This is a genomic window from Collinsella sp. OF02-10 (assembly GCF_003463445.1).
Taxonomy (GTDB): Bacteria; Actinomycetota; Coriobacteriia; order Coriobacteriales; family Coriobacteriaceae; genus Collinsella.
Genome location: NZ_QSCW01000016.1, coordinates 30,460 through 51,660, shown reverse-complemented (window position 1 = coordinate 51,660; position 21,201 = coordinate 30,460). Strand labels below are relative to the sequence as shown.

Annotated in this window: 20 protein-coding genes and 1 tRNA gene; 7 read left to right on the top strand and 14 right to left on the bottom strand. The window is 57.7% G+C overall.

All coding sequences use genetic code 11. The features are described from left to right. Positions 1-535, top strand: a 535-nt coding sequence (locus tag DXA43_RS08095; RefSeq protein ID WP_147344742.1) for a transposase, incomplete at its 5' end; no start/stop codon positions are given. 228 nt (positions 536-763) lie between these two features. Here DXA43_RS08095 and DXA43_RS08090 read toward each other — a convergent pair. The 7 genes from DXA43_RS08090 to DXA43_RS08060 form a co-directional block, all read right to left on the bottom strand. After that, entirely contained in the window at positions 764-1,699 is a 936-nt protein-coding gene (locus DXA43_RS08090) for a hexose kinase (RefSeq protein WP_117806804.1), read from the bottom strand. Positions 1,700-1,752: 53 nt separating this feature from the next. Beyond that, entirely contained in the window at positions 1,753-2,634 is an 882-nt protein-coding gene (locus DXA43_RS08085; protein ID WP_117806802.1) for an aldose 1-epimerase family protein, read from the bottom strand. Positions 2,635-2,753: 119 nt separating this feature from the next. Beyond that, entirely contained in the window at positions 2,754-3,278 is a 525-nt protein-coding gene (gene lacB, locus DXA43_RS08080) for a galactose-6-phosphate isomerase subunit LacB (RefSeq protein WP_006234831.1), read from the bottom strand. A 63-nt stretch (positions 3,279-3,341) separates the two neighbouring features. Next, positions 3,342-3,770 carry a galactose-6-phosphate isomerase subunit LacA gene (lacA, locus tag DXA43_RS08075; protein ID WP_006234830.1) on the bottom strand — a complete coding sequence of 143 codons (429 nt, stop codon included), beginning with the start codon at positions 3,768-3,770 and terminating at the stop codon, positions 3,342-3,344. A 307-nt stretch (positions 3,771-4,077) separates the two neighbouring features. Beyond that, positions 4,078-5,091 (bottom strand): hypothetical protein, encoded by a 1,014-nt coding sequence (locus tag DXA43_RS08070; RefSeq protein WP_147344741.1) that lies wholly within the window; start codon positions 5,089-5,091, stop codon positions 4,078-4,080. A 415-nt stretch (positions 5,092-5,506) separates the two neighbouring features. Beyond that, on the bottom strand, positions 5,507-5,845 hold the full coding sequence (locus DXA43_RS08065) for a PTS lactose/cellobiose transporter subunit IIA (RefSeq protein WP_006234827.1): 339 nt from the start codon (positions 5,843-5,845) through the stop codon (positions 5,507-5,509). A gap of 214 nt (positions 5,846-6,059) precedes the next feature. Further along, complete coding sequence (locus DXA43_RS08060) at positions 6,060-7,064, bottom strand: LacI family DNA-binding transcriptional regulator (RefSeq protein WP_117806800.1); 1,005 nt, start codon at positions 7,062-7,064, stop codon at positions 6,060-6,062. 357 nt (positions 7,065-7,421) lie between these two features. Here DXA43_RS08060 and DXA43_RS08055 point away from each other — a divergent pair, with 357 nt between their 5' ends. Both DXA43_RS08055 and lacG read left to right on the top strand, forming a co-directional pair. Further along, on the top strand, positions 7,422-9,197 hold the full coding sequence (locus DXA43_RS08055; RefSeq protein ID WP_117806799.1) for a lactose/cellobiose PTS transporter subunit IIB: 1,776 nt from the start codon (positions 7,422-7,424) through the stop codon (positions 9,195-9,197). 66 nt (positions 9,198-9,263) lie between these two features. Continuing rightward, positions 9,264-10,703, top strand: a complete 1,440-nt coding sequence (lacG, locus tag DXA43_RS08050) for a 6-phospho-beta-galactosidase (RefSeq protein ID WP_117806798.1) — start codon at positions 9,264-9,266, stop codon at positions 10,701-10,703. Positions 10,704-11,104: 401 nt separating this feature from the next. Here the strand turns inward: lacG and DXA43_RS08045 are convergent, their stop codons facing one another. Continuing rightward, positions 11,105-12,475 carry an ATP-binding protein gene (locus tag DXA43_RS08045; RefSeq protein ID WP_117637046.1) on the bottom strand — a complete coding sequence of 457 codons (1,371 nt, stop codon included), beginning with the start codon at positions 12,473-12,475 and terminating at the stop codon, positions 11,105-11,107. Between the two features lie 157 nt (positions 12,476-12,632). Further along, positions 12,633-13,397: a DeoR/GlpR family DNA-binding transcription regulator gene (locus DXA43_RS08040; RefSeq protein ID WP_233540050.1), complete on the bottom strand. Its 765-nt coding sequence runs from the start codon at positions 13,395-13,397 to the stop codon at positions 12,633-12,635. Positions 13,398-13,603: 206 nt separating this feature from the next. Here DXA43_RS08040 and DXA43_RS08035 point away from each other — a divergent pair, with 206 nt between their 5' ends. Continuing rightward, positions 13,604-14,656 carry an aldose epimerase family protein gene (locus tag DXA43_RS08035; RefSeq protein WP_117806797.1) on the top strand — a complete coding sequence of 351 codons (1,053 nt, stop codon included), beginning with the start codon at positions 13,604-13,606 and terminating at the stop codon, positions 14,654-14,656. A 194-nt stretch (positions 14,657-14,850) separates the two neighbouring features. On the opposite strand, the gene DXA43_RS08030 is transcribed toward DXA43_RS08035, so the two are convergent. Both DXA43_RS08030 and DXA43_RS08025 read right to left on the bottom strand, forming a co-directional pair. Then, positions 14,851-16,116, bottom strand: a complete 1,266-nt coding sequence (locus DXA43_RS08030) for an ATP-binding protein (protein WP_158564966.1) — start codon at positions 16,114-16,116, stop codon at positions 14,851-14,853. A 454-nt stretch (positions 16,117-16,570) separates the two neighbouring features. Then, the gene (locus DXA43_RS08025) at positions 16,571-17,053 is read right to left on the bottom strand and encodes a PTS sugar transporter subunit IIB (RefSeq protein WP_117806795.1); all 483 of its coding nucleotides are present in this window, start codon (positions 17,051-17,053) and stop codon (positions 16,571-16,573) included. Between the two features lie 157 nt (positions 17,054-17,210). Between DXA43_RS08025 and DXA43_RS08020 the strand changes: the two genes are divergently transcribed. The 3 genes from DXA43_RS08020 (at position 17,211) to DXA43_RS08010 (ending at position 18,433) form a co-directional block, all read left to right on the top strand. Next, a tRNA-Thr gene (locus DXA43_RS08020) sits at positions 17,211-17,286 on the top strand. 257 nt (positions 17,287-17,543) lie between these two features. After that, positions 17,544-18,053 carry a hypothetical protein gene (locus DXA43_RS08015; protein WP_117806794.1) on the top strand — a complete coding sequence of 170 codons (510 nt, stop codon included), beginning with the start codon at positions 17,544-17,546 and terminating at the stop codon, positions 18,051-18,053. Positions 18,054-18,067: 14 nt separating this feature from the next. Then, the gene (locus DXA43_RS08010; protein WP_117736085.1) at positions 18,068-18,433 is read left to right on the top strand and encodes a hypothetical protein; all 366 of its coding nucleotides are present in this window, start codon (positions 18,068-18,070) and stop codon (positions 18,431-18,433) included. 133 nt (positions 18,434-18,566) lie between these two features. Here the strand turns inward: DXA43_RS08010 and DXA43_RS08005 are convergent, their stop codons facing one another. From DXA43_RS08005 to DXA43_RS07990, 3 genes are all read right to left on the bottom strand, one after another. Further along, on the bottom strand, positions 18,567-19,040 hold the full coding sequence (locus DXA43_RS08005; protein ID WP_117806793.1) for a YhcH/YjgK/YiaL family protein: 474 nt from the start codon (positions 19,038-19,040) through the stop codon (positions 18,567-18,569). 197 nt (positions 19,041-19,237) lie between these two features. Beyond that, positions 19,238-20,173: a hexose kinase gene (locus tag DXA43_RS07995; protein ID WP_117802815.1), complete on the bottom strand. Its 936-nt coding sequence runs from the start codon at positions 20,171-20,173 to the stop codon at positions 19,238-19,240. A gap of 59 nt (positions 20,174-20,232) precedes the next feature. Beyond that, entirely contained in the window at positions 20,233-21,114 is an 882-nt protein-coding gene (locus DXA43_RS07990) for an aldose 1-epimerase family protein (RefSeq protein ID WP_117736082.1), read from the bottom strand. Between the last annotated feature and the right edge of the window lie 87 nt (positions 21,115-21,201).

Genomic DNA, 21,201 nt, shown 5'->3' with positions numbered 1-21,201 from the left:
CGAGGCCGCCGGGGAGGCCGCGGCCGCCTCCACCGCGCCGCCGCCGGCGCTCGTCGAGGCCGAGAACAGGCAGGTCAGGTTCCTTGCCGCCCGGATATCGGAGGCCCTCGACGAGGCCGGGGCCCTCGAGGCCGAGACGGCGGGGCTGCTCGAGGGCGACGAGACCTACGCGTGCCTGCTCACCGTGCCCGGCATCGGGCCGAGGACGGCGGCGCAGCTCGCGGTATCGGTCGACATCGCGAGGTTCCCGGACCACGACCACCTGGCCTCGTACTGCGGCATAGCCCCGAGGGTGAGGAGCTCCGGCACGTCGGTGAGGTCGGTCAGGGCGTCCAGGCGGGGCGACGCGAGGCTCAAGTCCCTGCTGATCTTCTCGTGCAACAGCCTGGTGAGGTCGTCGGGGCGCTACGGCGAGTACTACCGGGCCTGCAGGGCGCGGGGCATGGGGCACGGGCGGGCGCTCAAGGCCGTCGCGAGGAAGCGGCTCAGGGCGATATACGCCGTGATGCGCGACCGGGTGCCCTACCGGGAGTAGCGTCGAAGGTTGACAAAACTATAGGAACACCCAATGACTACCCCAAGTGACAACCACGGCGACGCCGATGTTTGGCAACGACAGCGAGCGGGCCGCATTTGAGACAAGGTGACGTGAAACGAAAGGGCGCTGACCTTCTGGTCGCGCCCTTGAAGTTGAACGTCAGATTGTCCAAATGCGGCCCGCGCAGCGTCGAGCCGTTACGCGGGTTGGTAAACCCGCGTAACCTTAAAGCTCAGTTACCTCAACGTTGTTGAAGATTTCATCCCAGCGGTCCATGACCAGGTGGCCGGTCTTGGGATCCATGGCGTTGAGCTTACCGCAGGTATTGGCGGTCTTGAGCACCGTGACGTCGTCGGCACCAGCAGCAATGGCATGCGCAAAACCGGCGATGGTCGAGTCGCCGGAACCCGTTGCGTTCACAGCCGCAATCGCGGGCGTCTTGGCGCGGAACGCGCGACCCTCATGGAAGCCCACCGAACCGGCAGCGCCCATCGAAACGACAACCCAGGGAATACCGGCAAAGCGGCCATCGGCGGCAAGCGCCTCGCGCAGGGCATCGACATCATCGGTCGTAAAGGACGTACCCAGCAGGCCGTTAATCTCGGTCAGGTTGGGTTTTACGAGCTCAGGCTTAGCGTCGGACTCCAGCGCGGCCTCCAGCGATGCACCCGAGGTGTCGAGCAGCACCTTGGCGCCCGCCTCCTCGGCGATCTTGACGAGCTCGGCATAGTAGCCGGCATCGACGCCACGCGGCAGCGAGCCCGAAAGCGTCACAACGTCCGCCTTCGCCGCGAGCTCGGCGAACTTGGCCGTAAAGGCCTCGAGCTCGGCCGGGGCGATCTGCGGGCCGCTCTCCAGCAGCTCGGTCTGATTACCCTCGTGCAGAATATTCAGGCAAATGCGCGTCTCACCGGCGATGGGCACAAAGTCGTTCTTGACGCCGTCGGCATCCATAAGCTCGGCCATATAGGCACCCATGTGGCCGCCAAGCAGACCAGTCGCGAGCACGTCGTCTCCCAGTTGCAGCAGCACACGGCTCACGTTGAGGCCCTTGCCGCCAGCGGTCTTTTCGGGCGTGACGCGGTTAACGTCGTCAATGACCAGCTTGTCGAGCTGATAGCGCGTATCAATCGACGGGTTCATGGTAACGGTCAGAATCATATTGAACTCCTGTTCCGGGGCGGCATGACCCACCCCAAACATACGATAGCTCGTTAAAGGATCTCGATCTCAAAGCCGCGGGTGACGGTCTCCCCCGGCTTGGCAACCAGGCAGCCACGCTTGTGCTCCAGAATATCGTCCTCGTCGGAGCAGGTAGACAGGCCGCCCCACGGTTCCACGGCCACAAAGTCGCCCTCGGGCTTGCTCCACACAATCAGGTACGGCATATCCTGGAACGTCAGGCGCACGCCCTTGTCCTCGGTTTTCTTGGTCAGCGTAACCACGCGGCTCTCGAGCACGTCGAAGATGGTCTCGGCAAAGTCAAAGAGTTCGTGGGTCAGCGGCAGGTCGTGGCCGACCATCGGGTTTTTGCTGCGATGCTCGACATCAATCAGGCCCGTCGAGGGAACGGCAGTACAGAGCTCGGCGGCCTCACGCTGCTCAAAACGGAGCTCGTAATCGTCATAGGACTCGCCCTCGTCGAGCGGGCACGTAAAGCCGGGGTGACCGCCCACAAAGAACGGCATGTCCTCGGTACCCTCATTGGTCACCTCGTACGACACGGCCACCTTTTCCGAATCGATCGCGTAACGAGCAACGATCTTAAACGGATACGGGTACTGCTCGAGCAACTCGGCATGGTCGGCAGAGCTCAGGCTCAGCGCAACCATGTTATCGCCCTGCTCCTCGAGCTTCCACTCCTGCTTCCGGGCAAAGCCGTGGCGGGCAAGCTTGACCTCGCGGCCGCCCATGGTCATTGCGTGACCGTCACGAAGGCCACCGCAGATCGGGAAACAAATGGGCGCCTGGCCCGACCAGACCGAAGGATCGCCCTGCCACAGATACTCGCGACCGTCGGCCACAATTGAGGTGAACGAGCCGCCCGCCGTGCTCAGTGCTACGCGGATAGAACCGTTATCAAGAACAAACTCCATAGGAGCCTTCCCTTTCTTACGACAGCCCGCTAAGTCAATAGGGCTGATAGAAAACCGGCCCGCGCCCCCTCACAGAAACGCGAGCCGTCAACGGACTAGTAAATTACGCCGGATACCCGCTAGTCATGGTATTCGCCGCGGTCCCACTTCTCGAGGAACTCGTCAAAGAAGTGCGGGTCAGCCTGAGCCTCGGCGTCGGCCTTATTGCAAGCGTCAATCTTGGCGATCAGGGCGTCGTGCTCGGGAGTCTTCTCGTAGGGCTCCTCCAGGAAGGCAAGCATAATGTCGGCCATCAGGAACTCACCGGTGATCTTACCGCCAAAGCCCACGATGTTGGCGTTGAGCTCGCGACGGGCATACAGGGCAGAAGTCATGTCGCGAACCAGGGCGCAGCGAGCGCCGGGAACCTTGTTGACGGCGTTGGTGATGCCGATGCCGGTGCCGCACAGGGCCACGCCAAAGTCGGCCTTGCCGCTGGCAACAGCCTCGCCCACGGCCTTACCGTAGATGGGATAGTGCGTACGGGTGTGGCTGTAGGTGCCGCAGTCGAGCACCTTGTAGCCAGCCTGCTCCAGGCGGTCGGCCAGATAGATCTTCTCGTCCGTAACGATATGGTCGCAACCGATTGCGATGGTCTTCTTCATCAGAACGTCCTTTCGTCTGAATTCACAAGTTGAGGTAGAAGTTCGAGTTCTCGGTGGCTCTCGTTAGGCCATCTTGTTGAGCATGTCGACACGGATCTGGTGACGGCCGCCGGCGTACTGGGCGCGCAGGAACTCGCGGGCGATCTTCTTGGCGACCTCGGTGCCCACAACGCCCGGGCCCATGGTGACCATGCGCGAACCGTTGTGCTCGCGGGTCATGTAAGCGGAACGCTCGTCGGAAATGTTGGCGACGACCATGCCCTTGATCTTGACGGCGGCCATATAGGAGCCGACGCCGTACTTATCGAATGCGAAGCCCTGGGAATCCTTGTGCTCCAGCAGGTCCTTGGCAACGGCGGTCGCGGAATCGACAAAGTCCGCGGCAGGGGTCTCGGAATAGTCGACGACCTCGTGACCGTCGGCGATGAGCATCTCCTTGATGGACTCCTTCATCGACATACCGTCGGCATCGGAAGCGATTACAACCCTCATGACATCCTCCTTGAGAGATACGCAGGTGCGTAGTTTCTGTTTGGAAGTGTTGAATCGCGTTCAGGTCCGGGCATCTGAATGTGCGGTTCTTCACTGTTCATGTTTATTTGAACACATTCGAACAGCGACTGCAACCATTATCTGTTTATCTTTGTTCTTTTTTGAACAAATACCATTCACGGTTGATTGCCGACCGTTTGAGCCCGGCGCAGACGTAGCGACCATGTGTTCAGCAAACAAAAGGGCAGCCGAGAACATGTCTCGGCCGCCCTTCTTACGGTTGATCTTCCAAAGATCGCGTTGCCGCCTACTCAGACTGCCCGCTCTTCTTGGCATGTTTGGACGGAGCGCTCAGAAAGCGACCCGTCAAATAGTTCGCCGGGCCGGAAATATCAATCCCCAGTAGCACGTGCCCCAGCCACAAAAACGCCGCGAGCACCAACAGTGGAATCACGCACGAGGTCACGATCATCACGATGACACCTTCGATCAGATCGGTCACCTGCTGCACAATTTCATCGGTCATCTGCTTGGCACCGCTGGTCACCGATGTGACGAGACCCGAGGCGCCGTCGGCAAGCTGCTCAAGCACATTCTTGGACTCTGTGGACTCGGTCTTTTTCTTACTTGCTTTGGAGCTGTCGCTATCTGCCGCACCCGCAGCGTCGGCCGCCTTTTGCTCGGCCGCCTCGATGCTCACTCGATACGTTTCGTCGACCTTTTGCGACACCCATACGCTTGCAGGCACCAACGCCATGCCGATCATGGCGACTACCAGCACGCGGGTCGCCACGCGGCGCAGGACGGCACTCGTGCTCCAGCGTCCGTGAATGCCAAGCGAGACCGCAAAGAGTACCAACGCAAACGGGATTAAGATGCCCAAGCCAACCGACCACAAAATCGTGAGCAAGTATTTCTCTAGGTATAGCACGGCAAGCACGATACCGAGGTTGCCTGAAAGCTGTGCGAGCTGCTCGGCAACCGGCGTTCCCGTATCTCCAGGCAGCGCCGTGATGCCCGCAGACAGGGCAACGCACGAGGTCGTGAGCGCCAAAACGTTGCCCTTCTTTTGATCGATAACCTCGATGGTGGAGTCCCAAGTCTTGGTATCGGCAAAATGCGGGCGCGCGACAAAGCCCGACAGGAGCGCCATAACCACAAGGGCGACGATGATGCCAATCTGCAGTTTTTTGTTTGCGCACACGACATCGGACAGGCTGGGCTGCAACTCGGTTACTGTCGTGTGCTCGGTTATCTGGACAGAACGCCCATGAGTCATCTCATACGCGTCTCTTTTTTGAATTGATCCGTTGTCCGGCATTTGGATACCTCCTCATTCCGGCCTGTATTGCGGTGGAAAGTATACCCACCCATCGAAAAACCGAACGGCAGGAGGCGCAACAAGCTGCTGCATGATCCGCCCGCCATGAAATGGGCCCATCTACTACGTTTAACCGCCCATCCCCGACCATGCCACAAAGCGAAAAAACAAAACCGCAGGTAGAAGTCCTGCGATTTTTCATGAAACGCGGGTGTGTTCGAGGGTATCGGGTTAAACGTAGTAGATGAGCCAGTTTCGTGGCGAGCGCTGCCAACCGATCCTCCGGGGACGGGAAAAGCGGGTCATTTGGGGCTGTCGGCCCCTATTTCGCCGCAACCTAGATAGGTGGGATACAAAAAACCCTGCCGCGGATAGCGGCAGGGTTTTTGGAAGGGGACGAGGTTGTGAGGGTTCGTTAGGCGAGCTTGGCCTCGAGCTCAGCGATGCGCTTGTAGGCATCGATGGTAAAGCGGGTCTGCTTCTCCAAGATCATGGTGGTCATGAGGGTGTCCTGAGCGTGGGCCATGATGAAGGTCATCTCCATCTCGCCGCCGCCGGCCTCCTGCGAAAGCAGCTTGGTCTGCGTGTCGTGGGCGCCAATGAGTGCATCGCTCGCATCCTTGTGCAGCTGTTCGGCCTTCTCAAAATCACCCTCGCGAGCAGCATCGAGCGCTGCAAGCAGATCAGTCTGGGCGTCACCCGCGTATGCGACGATCTCGAATCCAACCATCGAGATTTCTTCTTTGGTTGCCATATTGCGTTCCTTTCACATATGAACCAATGGAGAGCATCGCGTCCGGGCATACGCGCTGCGTTGTGTATGACAGAAACATTAACATTCAAACAAAACAGAACAATGCAAAACGCAATTTCGAGCTATGAACGGTCGATTTTCGCCCGTGAACGGTTTTTAAACCAATGCGAACAATATCGAACACAATTAGTGGCAACCCAAACAGGTCCACACCCTAGCGTACATCGCGCACCGTATCACCCTCTACGAGCATGCCGGGGATCAGCATGTGCTCCACGCCAGACGCACCCCCCTCGGCGCCGGCAATCTTGTCGACAGCCCACATGCCGACGCGCTTGTTGTCAAAGCGCACCGTGGTCAGGCGACGGTCGGGCACGATGTCGCCCAGACTATCGTCAACACCCACTACGCTCACGTCCTGGGGCACGCGCTTCCCGCGCGACTCGAGCCCGCGAATGCAGCCGTAGGCCATGGCATCGTTGGAAGCATAGATGGCGGTACAGGTCGGATCGTCCGCTAGAGCCTGACCGGCAGCATATCCGCTCTGTGCCGTCCAATCGCCACGGACGAGTCGCGGCGGCTCAATACCATGTGCGCGCAGCGTCTCGCGCCAGCCCTCCTCGCGCTGCATGCCCGAAAGCGAGCGCTCGGGGCACGAGATAAAGTGCACAGTCTTGTGCCCCTGCCCCAGCAAGTACTCGACCACCTGGCGCGAGCAATCGAACTGGTCGTTATCGACCGTCGAGCACAGCGGGTGCTCCAGCATGGTAACGAGCACCGTCTGCATACCGGGCAGCGGCTCAAAGGTGCCAAAGTCCGCCGGCATGCGGTTCATAATCACAACCATGCCATCCACCGGCAGTGCGCTCATGCGCGACGATGCGCTCTCGAGGGTATACGGATGCCCGTCTACTTTAGTGAGGGTGATGGCATAGCCATGTTTGTCGGCCGCGGCGGCAAAGCCCTCCATACGGTCGAGGTTGCCGGTGCCGGTAATGTTGAACATGGCGACGCCGACAGTCTTAAACTTGCCGCGGCGCAGCGATCGACCGGCAAAATTGGGGCGATACCCCAGCTCGCGCATGGCGGCACGCACGCGCTCCTTGGTCTCGGGGCGCACGCTGGGCGAATCGTGCACCGTACGCGAGACTGTCTGCTCCGAGACGCCCGCGAGACGTGCCACATCCTTAACGGAAACCGATTTTTTAACAGCGGCCATAGGTCGATCTTTCTATGTCAACGATGCCATTGGTGGCACCCTACGCAGTCAAATGAAACGTCTTTAAGTATATCTAACGCCTCCTCCGCCATACGCTCACCACCCAAAACCTACCGTTCACCGACATTTTTGCTTCCCCGAACGGCTTTTGTAGTCCAAATGTTAACGTTGCCATTGTGCAAACACAGAGCCACCGGGCGGCTCAAACGTTTACGCATAAGGAATCGACGGTTCGCAGGCACAGGAACCATCAGTTCGCGTCTTTTTTTGTGTCGCAAAATGGCAACGTCAACATTTTGGCAACCGAACGCCAAAAGTTACCATCGTTGCTAACCCACCGACTCTTAGGAGCATTGCATGGAGCAACTCATCGCCATCATCGAAAAGGGCCAACCCTTTTTCAACGCGATCGCCCGCAACAAGTACCTCAAGGCGATCCGCGACGGCTTTATCTCCGTCATCCCCATCATCATCTTCTCGTCCATCTTCTGCCTGGTAGCCTCGGTCCCCAACATCTGGGGTTTCTACTGGCCCGATGACATCAACAACGCCCTGTGGAAGTGCTACAACTACTCCATGGGCATCCTGGCCATCGCCTGCGCCGCCACCACGGCCAAGCACTTCGCCGACGCCCAGAACCGTGATCTGCCCAAGAACAACCAGATCAACTTTATCTCGTGCATGTGCGCGGCCATCATCGGCTTCTTGCTCCTTTCGAGCGACACGATCGCCACGGACGCCGCCAGCGGCTTCAACACCACCTACCTTGGTTCCAAGGGCCTGCTGACCGCCTTCATCGCTGCGTTTGTGACCGGCATCATCTACAAGTTCTTTATTAAGCGCAACATCACCGTCAAGATGCCCGAGCAGGTTCCGCCCAACATTTCGCAGACCTTTAAGGACATCATCCCCTTCTCCGTCTGCATCACCGTCTTTTGGGTCTTTGACATCGTCTTCCGCGCTGCCTTTGGCTTCTGCTTTGCCCAGGGCGTCATCCAGGTGTTCCAGCCCCTGTTCACCGCCGCCGACGGCTACATCGGCCTCGCTGTGATCTACGGTGCCATGAGCCTCTTCTGGTTCGTCGGCGTCCACGGCCCCTCGATCGTCGAGCCCGCCATCGCCGCCGCTCTCGTTGCCAACATGACCGACAACCTGGCTGCGTTCCAAGCTGGCCAGCACGCTTCCGCTGTCCTGACCCAGGGTGCCCAGTACTTCGTCGTCTGCATGGGCGGCACCGGCGCCACGCTCGTCCTGGTCTTTATGTTCTGCTTCCTGGCCAAGTCTCAGGAGATGCGCGCCGTCGGTAAGGCAGCCATCGTCCCCGTGTGCTTTGCCGTCAACGAGCCGCTGCTGTTCGCCGCGCCTATCGTGCTCAACCCCGTCTTCTTTGTCCCGTTTGTTTTTGCCCCGATCGCCAACATCTGGATCCTCAAGGTCTTTATCGACTTCTTGGGCATGAACGGCTTTATGTACACCCTGCCCTGGACCGTCCCCGGCCCCATCGGCACCATCATGGGCCTGGGCTTCCAGCCGCTCGCCTTTGTGATGCTCGCCATCATCCTAGTCATCGACTTTGCCCTGTACTACCCGTTCTTCCGTGCCTATGACGCCCAGAAGTGCGCCGAGGAGGCCGAGATCTCCCAGGAGGAGCTCGCCGCCAAGAACGCCGAGAAGGCCGCCAAGCTCAACGACGCCTTCCAGGGTAAGGCCGACGCCAAGAGTGTTGCCGCCGGCGCCGCTGCCGAGGTCGTAAAGACCGACGCTGCCCCCGCTGCTGCAGCACCCGCTGCCGAGGCAGCGACCGCCAGCGACCTCAACGGTAAGCGCGTGCTCGTGCTCTGCCAGGGTGGCGGTACCTCGGGTCTGCTCGCCAACGCGCTGGCCAAGGCTGCCAAGGAGCGCGGTATTGACCTCGAAACCGCTGCCGAGGCCTATGGCAACCACGTGGACATGCTCCCCGACTTTGACCTAGTCGTCCTGGCCCCGCAGGCCGCAAGCTACCTGGCCGACCTGCAGAAAGACTGCGAACGCGTGGGCAACAAATGCGTCGCCTGCCGCGGTAAGCAGTACATTGAGCTCTCCCAGAACGGCGACAAGTCTCTCGCCTTCGTAAGCGAGCAACTCTCGAAGTAAGTAACGCCCAGGGCCGGCCGACCATCAACAGCCGGCCGGCCCTTCGATTTAGACGATTGGATCATCATGTCCGTTAACCCCGCCAGCGTCACCAACCCGCCTGCGCAGTTTCCCGAGGACTTTGTCTTTGGCGGCGCCACTGCTGCCTACCAGGTAGAGGGCGAGACCCGCACTCACGGTAAGGGCAAGGTTGCCTGGGACGACTTCCTGGAAGCCCAGGGGCGCTTTTCCCCCGATCCCGCTTCCGACTTCTACAACCAGTACCCCGTCGACCTGGAGCTGTGTGAGGAGTTTGGCATCAACGGCATTCGCCTCTCCATTGCCTGGAGCCGCATCTTCCCCAACGGAACCGGCGAAATCAACCCCGAGGGTGTCCAGTTCTACCACGACCTTTTCGCCGAGTGCCACAAGCACCACGTTGAGCCGTTTGTCACGCTGCATCACTTTGATACGCCGCTTCCTCTCTTTGAAAAGGGCGATTTCCTCAACCGTGAGACCATCGATGCCTTTGTGGACTTTGTCACCTTCTGCTTTAAGGAGTACGCCGACCAGGTGACCTATTGGTTCACCTTTAACGAGATCTGGGCCGACGCCTCCAACACCTACATCGAGGGTACCTTCCCCGGTGGCGTCAAGGCGCATCTTGCCGAGGCCTTCCAGTGCGAGCACAACATGATGCTCGCCCACGCCAAGGCCGTGCTGGCCTTCCACAACGGCGGCTTTAAGGGCAAGATTGGCGTCATCCAGTCGCTAGAGTTTAAGTACCCCCTCAACGAGAACGACCCCGCCGACATCAAGGCCGCCAACAACGAGCACGTGCTGCAAAACCAGTTCCTGCTCGACGCCACCTTCCGCGGCGACTATGCCCCCGACACCCTCGAGTGCGCCAACCGCCTGGCTGCCGTCTCCGGAGGCACGATCGAGATCCGCGAGGAGGATCTCGAGATCATGCGCGAGGCCGCGCTCTACAACGACTACCTGGGCGTTAACAACTACCAGTGCCGCTTCCTCAAGGCTTACGATGGCGAGAACGACCTGCACCACAACGGTACGGGCGAGAAGGGCACCGGCCGCTGGCGCGTTAAGGGTATTGGTGAGCATGTGAACAAGCCCGGCATCCCCACCACCGACTGGGACTGGATCATCTATCCCGAGGGTCTGTTCGATCTGCTCGTCTACATTAAGCAGCGCTACCCCAACTACAAGCAGATCTTCATCACCGAGAACGGCATGGGCTACAAGGACCCCTACAAGGACGGTTTTGTGGACGACCAGCCGCGCATCGACTACATCGAGCAGCACTTGCGTTGGCTGCTCAAGGCCATGGAGGTAGGCGTCAACGTGGGCGGCTACTTCCTGTGGAGCCTGCAGGATCAGTTCTCCTGGACCAATGGTTACAACAAGCGTTACGGCTTCTTCTACGTTGACTTTGAAACCCAGAAGCGCACGCCCAAGGCAAGCGCATACTGGTATAAGCACGTGGCGCAGACCCGTCGTCTGGACTAGCGACTTGCGACGAGCGGCATTGCCCCACTCACATAGCTTGTCCCCATTTCTCAGCCGGGGGCGGCACGTCACACGGCGCGCCGCCCCCGGCCTTTGTGTTTGGGCGGACCGGGAGCCGTTTGTCTCAATCTGTAACATCTAGCCGAGTTTTTCGGTCCCACCTGTTACAGATTGAGACAAACGTGGAGGCCGGGCCGAAATATCTAAATCTGTAACACTTAACCCGGTTTTGGACGTCTAGTTGTTACAGATTTAGATAAACGTGCGAGCCAATCCCTTCAATCTAAATCTGTAACAACTAGCTTGTGTTTTCGCCCCTAGCTGTTACAGATCGAGACAAATAAAATAGACCGGGCTGACAATCTCAGCCGCATGCCCCCTTTTTGGCCGCATTCCACCGATCAGATAAAGATCGTCATATACAGAGGTAGATATATCCTATGCCCTTCAGCCCTGAGCTGTTTTGGGTGAAGAACTATCTCTTCTCCGACTCGTCGTTCGAATCGTCTGCCGAAATCGTCAAGCGAGATTGTTGAATACGATTTGGAAGATTTAACTTCAACAGGAGTGACCCGCGGTTTTCCAGCCGCGTCTTCAAAGCCGCGCGAAACAAGAAAATCAATTTCACGCGTTCTGGGCCGACTCCCCTCTGTTTTGGAAGGCTCCTGCCAGCTGTAATAAAAAAGCGAATGCCCCAGACTCTTAAGCTGCTGCGCCACGATGTTCTCGATTAGCATTCCTTTATTAATTGAAATTCTTCCAAATTGAATGTCTCTATGAACATCCATAAGGTCCGGACCATCATCAAACGCCAAGCTCACGAGCAATCCCGTGTCCGCCATATAGCATTTAAGCGAAGACGCGTCCTCGTGCAGGCGGTAACCCACGCTCGGATCACTGCATAAATAGCAACGGTTAATCAGTCGCGCATCCTCAAGCCAGATTAACGCCGACTCATATGTCTCAAAACGGGACCCCTTCTCCACGCTGTCAAATTTGAACCGTTTATTTGCCGCAGATAATTGACCCGGAATATCGTCATAAACCGCCCGCGCACGTCTAGCGTCCGAACCTCCAAACTTGGCAATGTCCTCCCTGTACAGTGCGATAATCTGCCGTTTAACCCTGTCGCATCCTCTAAAATCATTCTCTGCCACAAAGGAGTCGACCGACTGAGGCATACCACCGACAAGCATATACTCATCAAATAATCTCATGCACGTCGCATGAACGCCGTCCGGAAGCGCGGTCCGAGATTCGCGCGCTTTACGGATCTCTTCTGCATAAAGATCTTTTCCGGTCGCCCAAAGATACTCCTCAAAATCGAGGGGCTCGAGAGGGATTCTTTCTTCCTCTGACGGTATGACAATGCTATCGACATTCTTTTTGATGGAGACAAGAGAGCCTGTCTCGATGTAATCAAATCTGCCGTCTTCTACAAGATGCTTTATGTATTCGCGCGCGATGGGAAACCGCTGCACTTCATCAAAAATGACCAGCGACTCTCTCGGTTCGAGGGCCTTACCATACTGCAGCTGAAGCATGCGTAAAAAAAGATCGACATCTTCACGATGGTTCAGAAATATATCGAGCGTGGCTTTGCTAGCAGCCGAAAAGTCAATGTACAGATAATCCTTGTATTCATTTTGCGCGAAGCACTTGACGAGCGTCGTTTTGCCAACGCGTCTTGCACCCTCAATAAGCACCGCAGTGCGCCCTTGCGAGCGTTCTTTCCACTCCTGCAGACGATCATATGCCTTCCGTTTAAACATAATCTCACCTCAGCATAATTTACGTGCTAGTTTACAAAAATACCGACCTTCAGATATATCTAATAATACAAAAATACCGAGCTTTAAATGAGCTTATAGTTACAAAAATACCGACCATTGCAAAGGTCACAACAAACAATATCTCCGGCAACGCTCGCTAGCAAATGACCTGCGCGTGCTCCTCGATGGCGGCGCGATCCTCGGCGGCAATACCCGGCTCGCACACCACGGCGTCCAGGCTGTCCAGGCGGAAGAAGGTGTAGAAGTCGCGCTTGCCGATCTTGCTGGAGTCGGCGATCAGATAGCGCGAGTCCGCCTTGCTAAAGGCGAGCTGCTGGATACGGCCCTCGTCCATGTTGGACGTGGATACGTCACCGTCCAAGATACCGTTGGCGCCGATAAACGCCGCATCGATGCCCAGCGCACGTAGGGTATCCTCGGCCGTCGGCCCCACAAAAGCGGCAGTGCGGCGGCGGTACATACCGCCCACGAGGCACAGCTCGCAGTCTTCGCGCGCCTCGAGCAGGTTAAACACCGAAAGCGAATTGGTCACAATGCGCAGGCGAAACGTCGGCAGCATCGAGGCCATCTGCTCAACCGTGGTGCCCGTACCCAAGAAGATGGTCGAGCCTTCCTCGATAAGCTCCACAGCGCGGCGCGCGATCTGCAGCTTTTCCTCGGCATGCTTAGTGCGCTTTTCGCTGTGCGAATACTCATGGCGCAACATAGCGTGGGGACGGCCCTGTGCACTGCGGGCTCCGCCGTGCACGCGCTCGATCTCGCCTAGGCTCGCAAGTTCTTCGAGGTCGCGGCGAATCGTCATGTCCGAAACGCCCAGCGCATCCGAAATCTCTTTGACCGAGACCGTGCCCTGCTCCTCGAGCAGCTGACGAACCCTATCCTGTCGCTCTGCCTTAATCACGATGAATCCTCGCCGTTCTTTGCGCGCATATCATTCAAACAGTAACGAACAAATTGTATCAGACTCGTACGCGTCAAAAATGAACGCCCGAACAGCTCCAATCATCACTTTTTTGAGAAAAATACCCCCTGCTTTAGTGGGGTGTAGTGATAATCTCGCCTGTTCGCGCTACAGTTTGTCCGAAATATCTCGATGTTAGGAACCAAATGATCACTTCCGAGCTTTTCGGCACCGCGCCGTGCGGTACCCCCGTTCATCGTTACACCCTCAACGGGCCCGAGATCTGCGTTCGCATTATGGACTATGGCGCCACCGTGCTAGGTATCGATGTGCCTGACATCCCCGGCAACGTGCGCGATGTGGTGCTGGGCTTCGATAAGCTCGAGGATTACTTTGACAACCCCGCCTGCTTTGGCGCGACCATCGGACCTGTGGCAAACCGCACCGCGGGCGCCACGATTACCATCGACGGCACGGACTGGCATATGCCCGCCAACGAGGGTGCCAACAACCTGCACAGCGATCTTGAGCACGGTCTGCATAAGCGCGTGTGGGATGTTGAGCTCGACGAGGTCCACAACGCTGTTCGCATGACCACCTCGCTTGAGGATGGCGAGCTGGGCCTGCCCGGCAACCGAACCTTTACGGCCGTGTTTACCGTTACGCGCACCGGCGTCTTCCGCATCGATTATGGCTGCGAGAGCGACCGCGCCACCTACGTGTCCATGACCAACCACACGTACTTTAACCTTGCAGGCCATAACGCCGGCATGGACTGCGAACATTTCTTTGTCGCCAACGCCGCCCACTACCTGCCCATTAACGAGCAGAACATCCCCACCGGCGAGATCGCTCCGGTCGAGGGCACGCCGTTTGACTTTCGCGAGCTGCGCCCCGTCGCGCCTGGCATGGAGGCCGACGACCCGCAGATTAAGCAGGCACGCGGTTACGATCACTGCCTGTGCATCGATGGCTATCAGTACGGCCGTAATCTGCGCCGTGCGATGCATGTCGAGGAGATGTGGACCGGCCGCGAGCTTGACTACTACACCACCGCCCCGGGCGTGCAGCTCTACACCGGCAACTGGCTGGGCGACGAGCACGCCAAGGACGATGCCAACTATGGCTGGGGCGCCGGCTTTGCCCTCGAGGCCGAGATGTACCCCGACACGCCGCACCAGCCTCTGTTCCCGCAGGGCATTGTGGGCCCGGGTCATCCCTATAGCAATGTGATCGAATATCACTTTATGAGGCACTAAGCCCACAACGCGACATATCGCACAGCAGCGCCCGCCGGCACCACCGCCAGCGGGCGTTTTTCTACCTAGTCATTGGGGACGTTCCTAAACGACTAGTCGTTGGGGACACTCTTTGCCGAATGTGGCCGCCGCATCATCGATGATGCCGTGTCCTCGCGCGCAATGGTGGCGTCCGTCCCGCTTCGACCGTCGCGTTACGGCGCGAGAACATCCAGCGGAACAACTTGGACGCCACGCTCGGTAACATAGGCTTGCGAACCAAACCCGATGATCACGACTTTCGAAACCGGCGGGTTGTTTCCGGCGGCAACCATGCGTTTCTCGACAGCAACAAGGCTGTCAGACGCCTCTTCGATTTGAGCAGAGCTGAGTTTAACTTCGACCGGAATCCACGTTCCGCCGGGAGCCGCAATGACCGCATCGACTTCTAGATCGCGAGAATCATGATAGTGATAGAGGCCCATTCCGTTTGCTCGCGCATAAACCCACAAATCATGAAGCACCAGCGATTCAAAAAGCAGTCCGAGCGTCTTGAAATCTAGCAGTAGTGTCTCCGGGGTCGCCCCGAGTGCGGCGGCCGCCAGCGACGGGTCGGCGAGGTGATGCTTCTTTGAGTCTCTTAAATGCACCGGAGATCTCATTGCAGGGTTCCATGCGGGAATATCGCGAACGAAACTAACCCGAGCAAGAAGAGATATATATGATGCCGCCGTCTGTCTCGACACCTCTCCGCCAAGATCGGCTACGAGCGTCTTGAGTGTCGCCAAAGTGGATTCATTGCGCGCAAGCGATTCGATGACGGCTTTGACCTTCTCAGGGTCGCGGCGAGAGCCATCAACACGAGATAAATCTTCTTCGGCGACTATGCCGATATAGCGTTTGGCCATCGCGGACGCCGCCCGCGCATCGTGTCCGACCGCGGCGGGCCATCCACCGCGAACAACGCACTCGGCAATCGAGGCAGAATCCAGCGACCCGAAAGCTCCATTGAACTTTTCGCCAGAAATAATGCCCGATAGCTTAACCGCACCGCTGGATTTCCCGAGTTCGAAAAGCGTCATGGTGTCCATGCGCAGTTTGGCGAATCTTCCAGCGCCGCTGTGCATCGGGCGTTCGTCGTCTCGCGGTGTTGCCGATCCCGTAAATATGAATTGGCCAGGCTCACCGCCGCGGTTGTCGCACTCAAACCGTGCCGCGTCCCAGAGTTTCGGAACCTCCTGCCACTCGTCAATCAGCCGCGGCACCTCGCCGGAAACGGCAAGAGCCGGATCCGTCTCGGCGCGTAAGCGATTCTCGAAGTTGCGGGACGGGTCCATGAGAAGGAGCCTGGACGCCGCACGGGTCTCGGCCGTGGTCGTCTTTCCACACCATTTCGGTCCTTCGATGAGAACGGCACCGAATATACCCAGCAGCTGGTCGAGCTCATTTTCAACAATTCTAGTGTAGTACTTTTTTGGCATATTTATCACCATTGCTACCAGCGCGTTTAACTTAATTTACAGTTTACATTTAACCAAATTTCGGTTCTGTGATTAACCATATTTACGCAATTCAATTAACGAAACAGATTTAGGAGCCATTTTTGCGAACGGCTTAAGCTGTGGTGCAGTCATTGACGTTCTAAAAGACCAGTCGAAAGGGACACTCTTTTCATAGCTCCGACACATGCGCCAACATGCCTGAAATCGGCGCGCTACAGATTGCGCCCATCTACTACTTTTACTCCCGCACCCCTGACCATACGCCCCTATTTTCAAAAATTGCACGTTCGCTACCTGCAGTTTTAATATTGCGATTTTCATCGTGCTTCGAGGTAAGCGACCAAAAGTAGTAGATGGCCCCAATTCCTGGCCGAGGGTATCTCGCCGCTCCTCCACGGGAAAACACGATCCGTTTTCCTCCGCCCCCAGGTAATCACGCGAGCAGGTTCTCGATGGGATCGGGGTCGGAGCTGGGGAGATAGCGGATTTCCAGCTCTATGCCGAGCTCTTGCAGCTCTTTGAAGGCGGCAACGTCCGCATCGTCTATGGCGACTGCAGGCGTTATGGGGCGCTTGCCTTCCCCTGCTTGCATGTGACCGATGCTGATCTTGGTGATCGGCACACCACCCTTAACCAGCGCGAGCGCATCGGCGGGTGAGGCCACCATGATCAGAATCCATTGACGCGGCGTTGCGGTATGAATGATGTCGATGGTCCTTTGCACCGAGAAAAACCGCATCCACACGCCTTCTGCCGCCGCGACCCTCATAGGCGCCCACTTGCGCGAATCCGCCGCAATCTCGTCGTTAACGATTAGGACGAGGTTGGAACCAACCGCCTCATTCCACAGCACAACGTCTTGCCCGTAAATGAAACGGTCGTCGATGCGTGTGAGAAGAATCTTGGGTTGAGCCATCGCTGCCCCATTCTGTTTGAGACCCGTAAGAGCAAGACATCGCGTCTCCAATATTAGTGCATGAAAAGTGAGAAAAGCTGCCAGAACCCTTGCGCGGATTTGCGATGTCCCGTATCATAGACAGCCGTTGACGCCTCAGTTGCGTCACCACATGGCCGCCAGCGTAGCTCAGTTGGTAGAGCACCGCTCTCGTAAAGCGGGGGTCACCGGTTCGAGCCCGGTCGCTGGCTCCATTGAACAAGATAGCCGCCTTCGGGCGGCTTTTTTGTTGCCGATTTTGAGTGCGTGCGCGCCAATCCAAGCATCGCCACGTCAACAGCGGCCCACTCGGTGGACTTCGGGTTTAATGCTTAGGGGCGGGGATTTACCAAAGTGAAATTTTAATGAAAAGAAACCCAGCTGCAACAATTGCCATGGTGAGGGCTCGAATTGGCCATATAGATCTAAAATAGTCACAATATACAAATGTCGAGAGGCATTGGGGATATAGATGAAAAGAACTAAGGGTTTTCTTTTGTTGATATTGATGCTGCTCGGACTGTTCTGCCTGAGTGGCCCTTCTTGGGCCGAGGCTGTCTGTCCTGAAGGTGAGCCTCAGCAGTCTTATACGGGCAGCCTGCTGATAACTGCTAAGGAGGGCGATGCCGACTCTCAGTCTGGGGTAAATCCCCTTGCCACTTTTGAGGGGGACGGCGGAACGGTCAAGCTTGACCATATTGGTAGCGGGATTTTGAGGTGGCAAGTTCTTCCGGACAAAATTGCGAACGATCCCTTCTCTTTTGCTGGAACGATATATCTATACAAGGTTGTGAGCGGAAAACAAAAATACGTCGATTGCTATCCGACAAACGGGTCTGGAATTGCATTCACCGGCATTTCGGGGCAGATTGATACACATGTACGAAAGGGAACCTATGTGGTGCGTTGGGTTGGAGCTGCTGCAGGCCCGATATGGATTGCGGTCTTGCGCCCCGATGTCCAAATAGGTTTCTCTCTCTAGACGGGAAGTTGCTCATGGACGCCATATATGACGGGGATGACTGGGTCGATCATTATACTTGGCGCCTGGTCGGCTCGAACGACAATGGGGATGTGGTGTTTGATGGACTATGTCCAAAGCATCTCCATCCTTTTGTCTCGTCGTTAATTGAGAGTTCCGCTCGTGTTGCCCCCTACAGCTCGGCATCGCTTCATGATACGGACGTTTTGAAGACCATAAGGGAGTCAATTGACGAGGGCACGATGAGCGGCCCGCTGTTTTCTCGGCTTGTGGGGCTAGATGAGATTGGCTCGAAACGACTGCTTGCGGGCGAAAAAGTGGAACTCACTTATCGGTCGATGATTTCAATCCTGCGGCTAGCCGATGTTCTTCGCAAATAAATGAGGCTTCCCTATTCAAAAACCGAAACCCCGCCAAACGTGATTCCCCCAGGGAAACACGCTTGGCGGGGTCCTAGCGTGATTTCCCTGGGGAAATCACGCCATCAGACGCGCAACTCAGCCGAGCAGCTCGCTACTCCTCCCAGTAGGCGTCGGCAAGCAACTTAAAGCAGATCTTCTTGACCGGCTGTGCGCCATCGCCCGGGAACTCGAGCGTGGGCATGTGAGGCTCACCGGCAACGAACAGCGCGAACTTGTCGTCGGCAAGATCGCCGGCGATCGAAGCGTCGGAATCGACCAAATCGTAGTCGTCCTTCTCGTCAAACTCCTGGACCAGCGTCAGGCTACCCGTAGCGACCTTAAAGGCCTCGCGACCCTCGACGTCAATCTGCAGGTCGTGATAGCGCTGATGCGTCTCATAGTGAGCCTCGTCCTCGGGACGCGTCGTGGGAGCCATGACGTTCGCAAAGACCTTGTCGCCCAGAATCGGATGGCTGCCGACCTCGAGCTGTGCCGGGTCGTTCTCCTCGAGCCAGTCGATCAGCACGTCGAGGCCCTTGAGCATTCCGCGGTATTCCTCGATATCGCCCAATGCACCGTAAATCATCTAAATCCCCTCTCGGATCGTTTATTTGGCAGCTACTCGGTAAATGCATTACCGACGCTGTTGCCACCCACATACGTCTCGACCAGGGTAAGGTCGGGATTGAACACGACAGCATCGGCGTCGCGCCCCGGCATAATGCTACCGCACTTGTCGTCGGCATGAGCTAGCAAGCGATGCCGGGGGCGACGCCCAAGCTCTTACAGCTCGGTCACGACAACGCCGTTGTAGACCTCGTCCCAACGATCCATAACCAAGTGGCCAGTCATGGGATCCATGGCGTTGAGCTTGCCGCAGGTGTTGGCGGTACGCAGCACCGTCTCATCATCCGCGCCGGCTGCGATGGCGTGCGCGAAGCCGGCAATGGTCGAATCGCCAGAGCCCGTAGCGTTAACGGCGGGGATATCGGGGGTCTTGGCGCGGAATGCACGGCCATTATGGAAGCCCACGGAGCCGGCAGCGCCCATGGACACGACGACCCAGGGGATATCGGAGAAGCGGGCATCAGAGGCGAGCGCGGCGCGGAGCTCGTCCACATCGTCGGTGGTAAAGCTCGTGCCCAGAAGGCCGTTAATCTCGGTCAGGTTAGGCTTGACCAGCTCGGGCTTAATTTCGGACTTAAGGGCGGCCTCGAGCGAAGCACCCGAGGTATCGAGCAACACCTTGGCACCGGCGTTCTCGGCAATGCCCGTGATCTTGGCATAGTAGTCTGCCTCGACACCGCGGGGCAGCGAACCCGAGATGGTGACGACGTCGGCCTTGCTCGCAAGCTCGGTAAACTTGGCGGTAAAGGCATCGAGCTCCTCGGGGGCAATTGTCGGGCCGCTCTCGAGCAGCTCGGTCTGGTTGCCGGCATGAAGGATATTGAGGCAGATGCGGGTCTCGCCCTTGATGGGCACAAAGTCGTTGTTAATACCGTTGGCGTCCATGAGCTCAGCCATGTAAGCACCCATGTGGCCGCCGAGCAGACCGGTTGCCACGACGTCGTCGCCCAGCTGACCCAGCACACGGGCCACGTTGAGGCCCTTGCCGCCGGCGGTCTTTTCGGGCGTCACACGGTTGACGTCGTCGATAACGAGCTCATCGAGCTGATAGCGCGTATCGACAGACGGGTTCATCGTAACGGTGAGGATCATTTTTAGCTCCTTATCTCGCAGGCTCCTAGTGCCTCGCGATACGAGTCGACAAAACGGAATTACAGAATTTCAATCGTGAACGAGCGAACGACGGTCTCCTTGGGCTTGGCGACAAGGCAGCCGCGCTTATGCTCAAGCACGTCATCCTCATCGGAGCAGGTCGAAAGGCCGCCCCAGGGCTCAACTGCCACAAAATCGCCCTCGGGCTTACTCCACACGATGAGGTACGGAAAGCCCTCGAAGCTCAGGCGAACGCCCTTGTCCTCGCCCTTTTTGGAAAGCGTGACCTGACGACTCTCGAGTACGTCAAAGATGGTCTCCGCAAAATCGAAGAGCTCGTGCGACAGGGGCAACGTCTTCCCCACCATGGGGTTCTTGGAGCGGTTTGCCACATCAATCAAGCCAGTCGAAGGAACGGCGGTGCAGAGCTCCGCAGCCTCGTCCTTCTCAAAGCGCAGCTCGTAGTCCGTATAGGCCTCGCCCTCGTCGAGCGGGCACCTAAAGCCGGGGTGTCCACCGATAAAGAACGGCATGTCCTCGGTGCCCTCGTTGGTCACCTCATAGGAGACGCGCACGGTATCCCCCTCAAGCGCATAACGAGCGACAAGCTTAAACGGGTACGGATAATCGCTCAGCAGCGCGGCGTTATCCTCCGAAGCCAGGCACATCGCCAGCTCGTTCTCGCTCTGGCTCAGCAGCTTCCACTCCTGTTTGCGCGCAAACCCGTGGCGAGCGAGCTTCACATGATGCCCGGCAAACGTCATGGCGCTACCATCACGCAGGCCTCCGCAAATCGGGAAGCAAATCGGTGCCTGGCCGGACCACACGGCGGGATCACCCTGCCACAGGTACTCGCGACCTCCAGCCTCAATCGAGGTAAACGAGCCGCCGGCCGTGGAGACCTTGATAGAAATCGAATCGTTGGAGAGAGCGTATTCCATTGTCCATCCTTTCGAACAACTGCTTTTTGCTCGCAAGAACCCGTCTCGGCCCTGACCAAAGGACAAACCCGCACGTTCATCGATGCG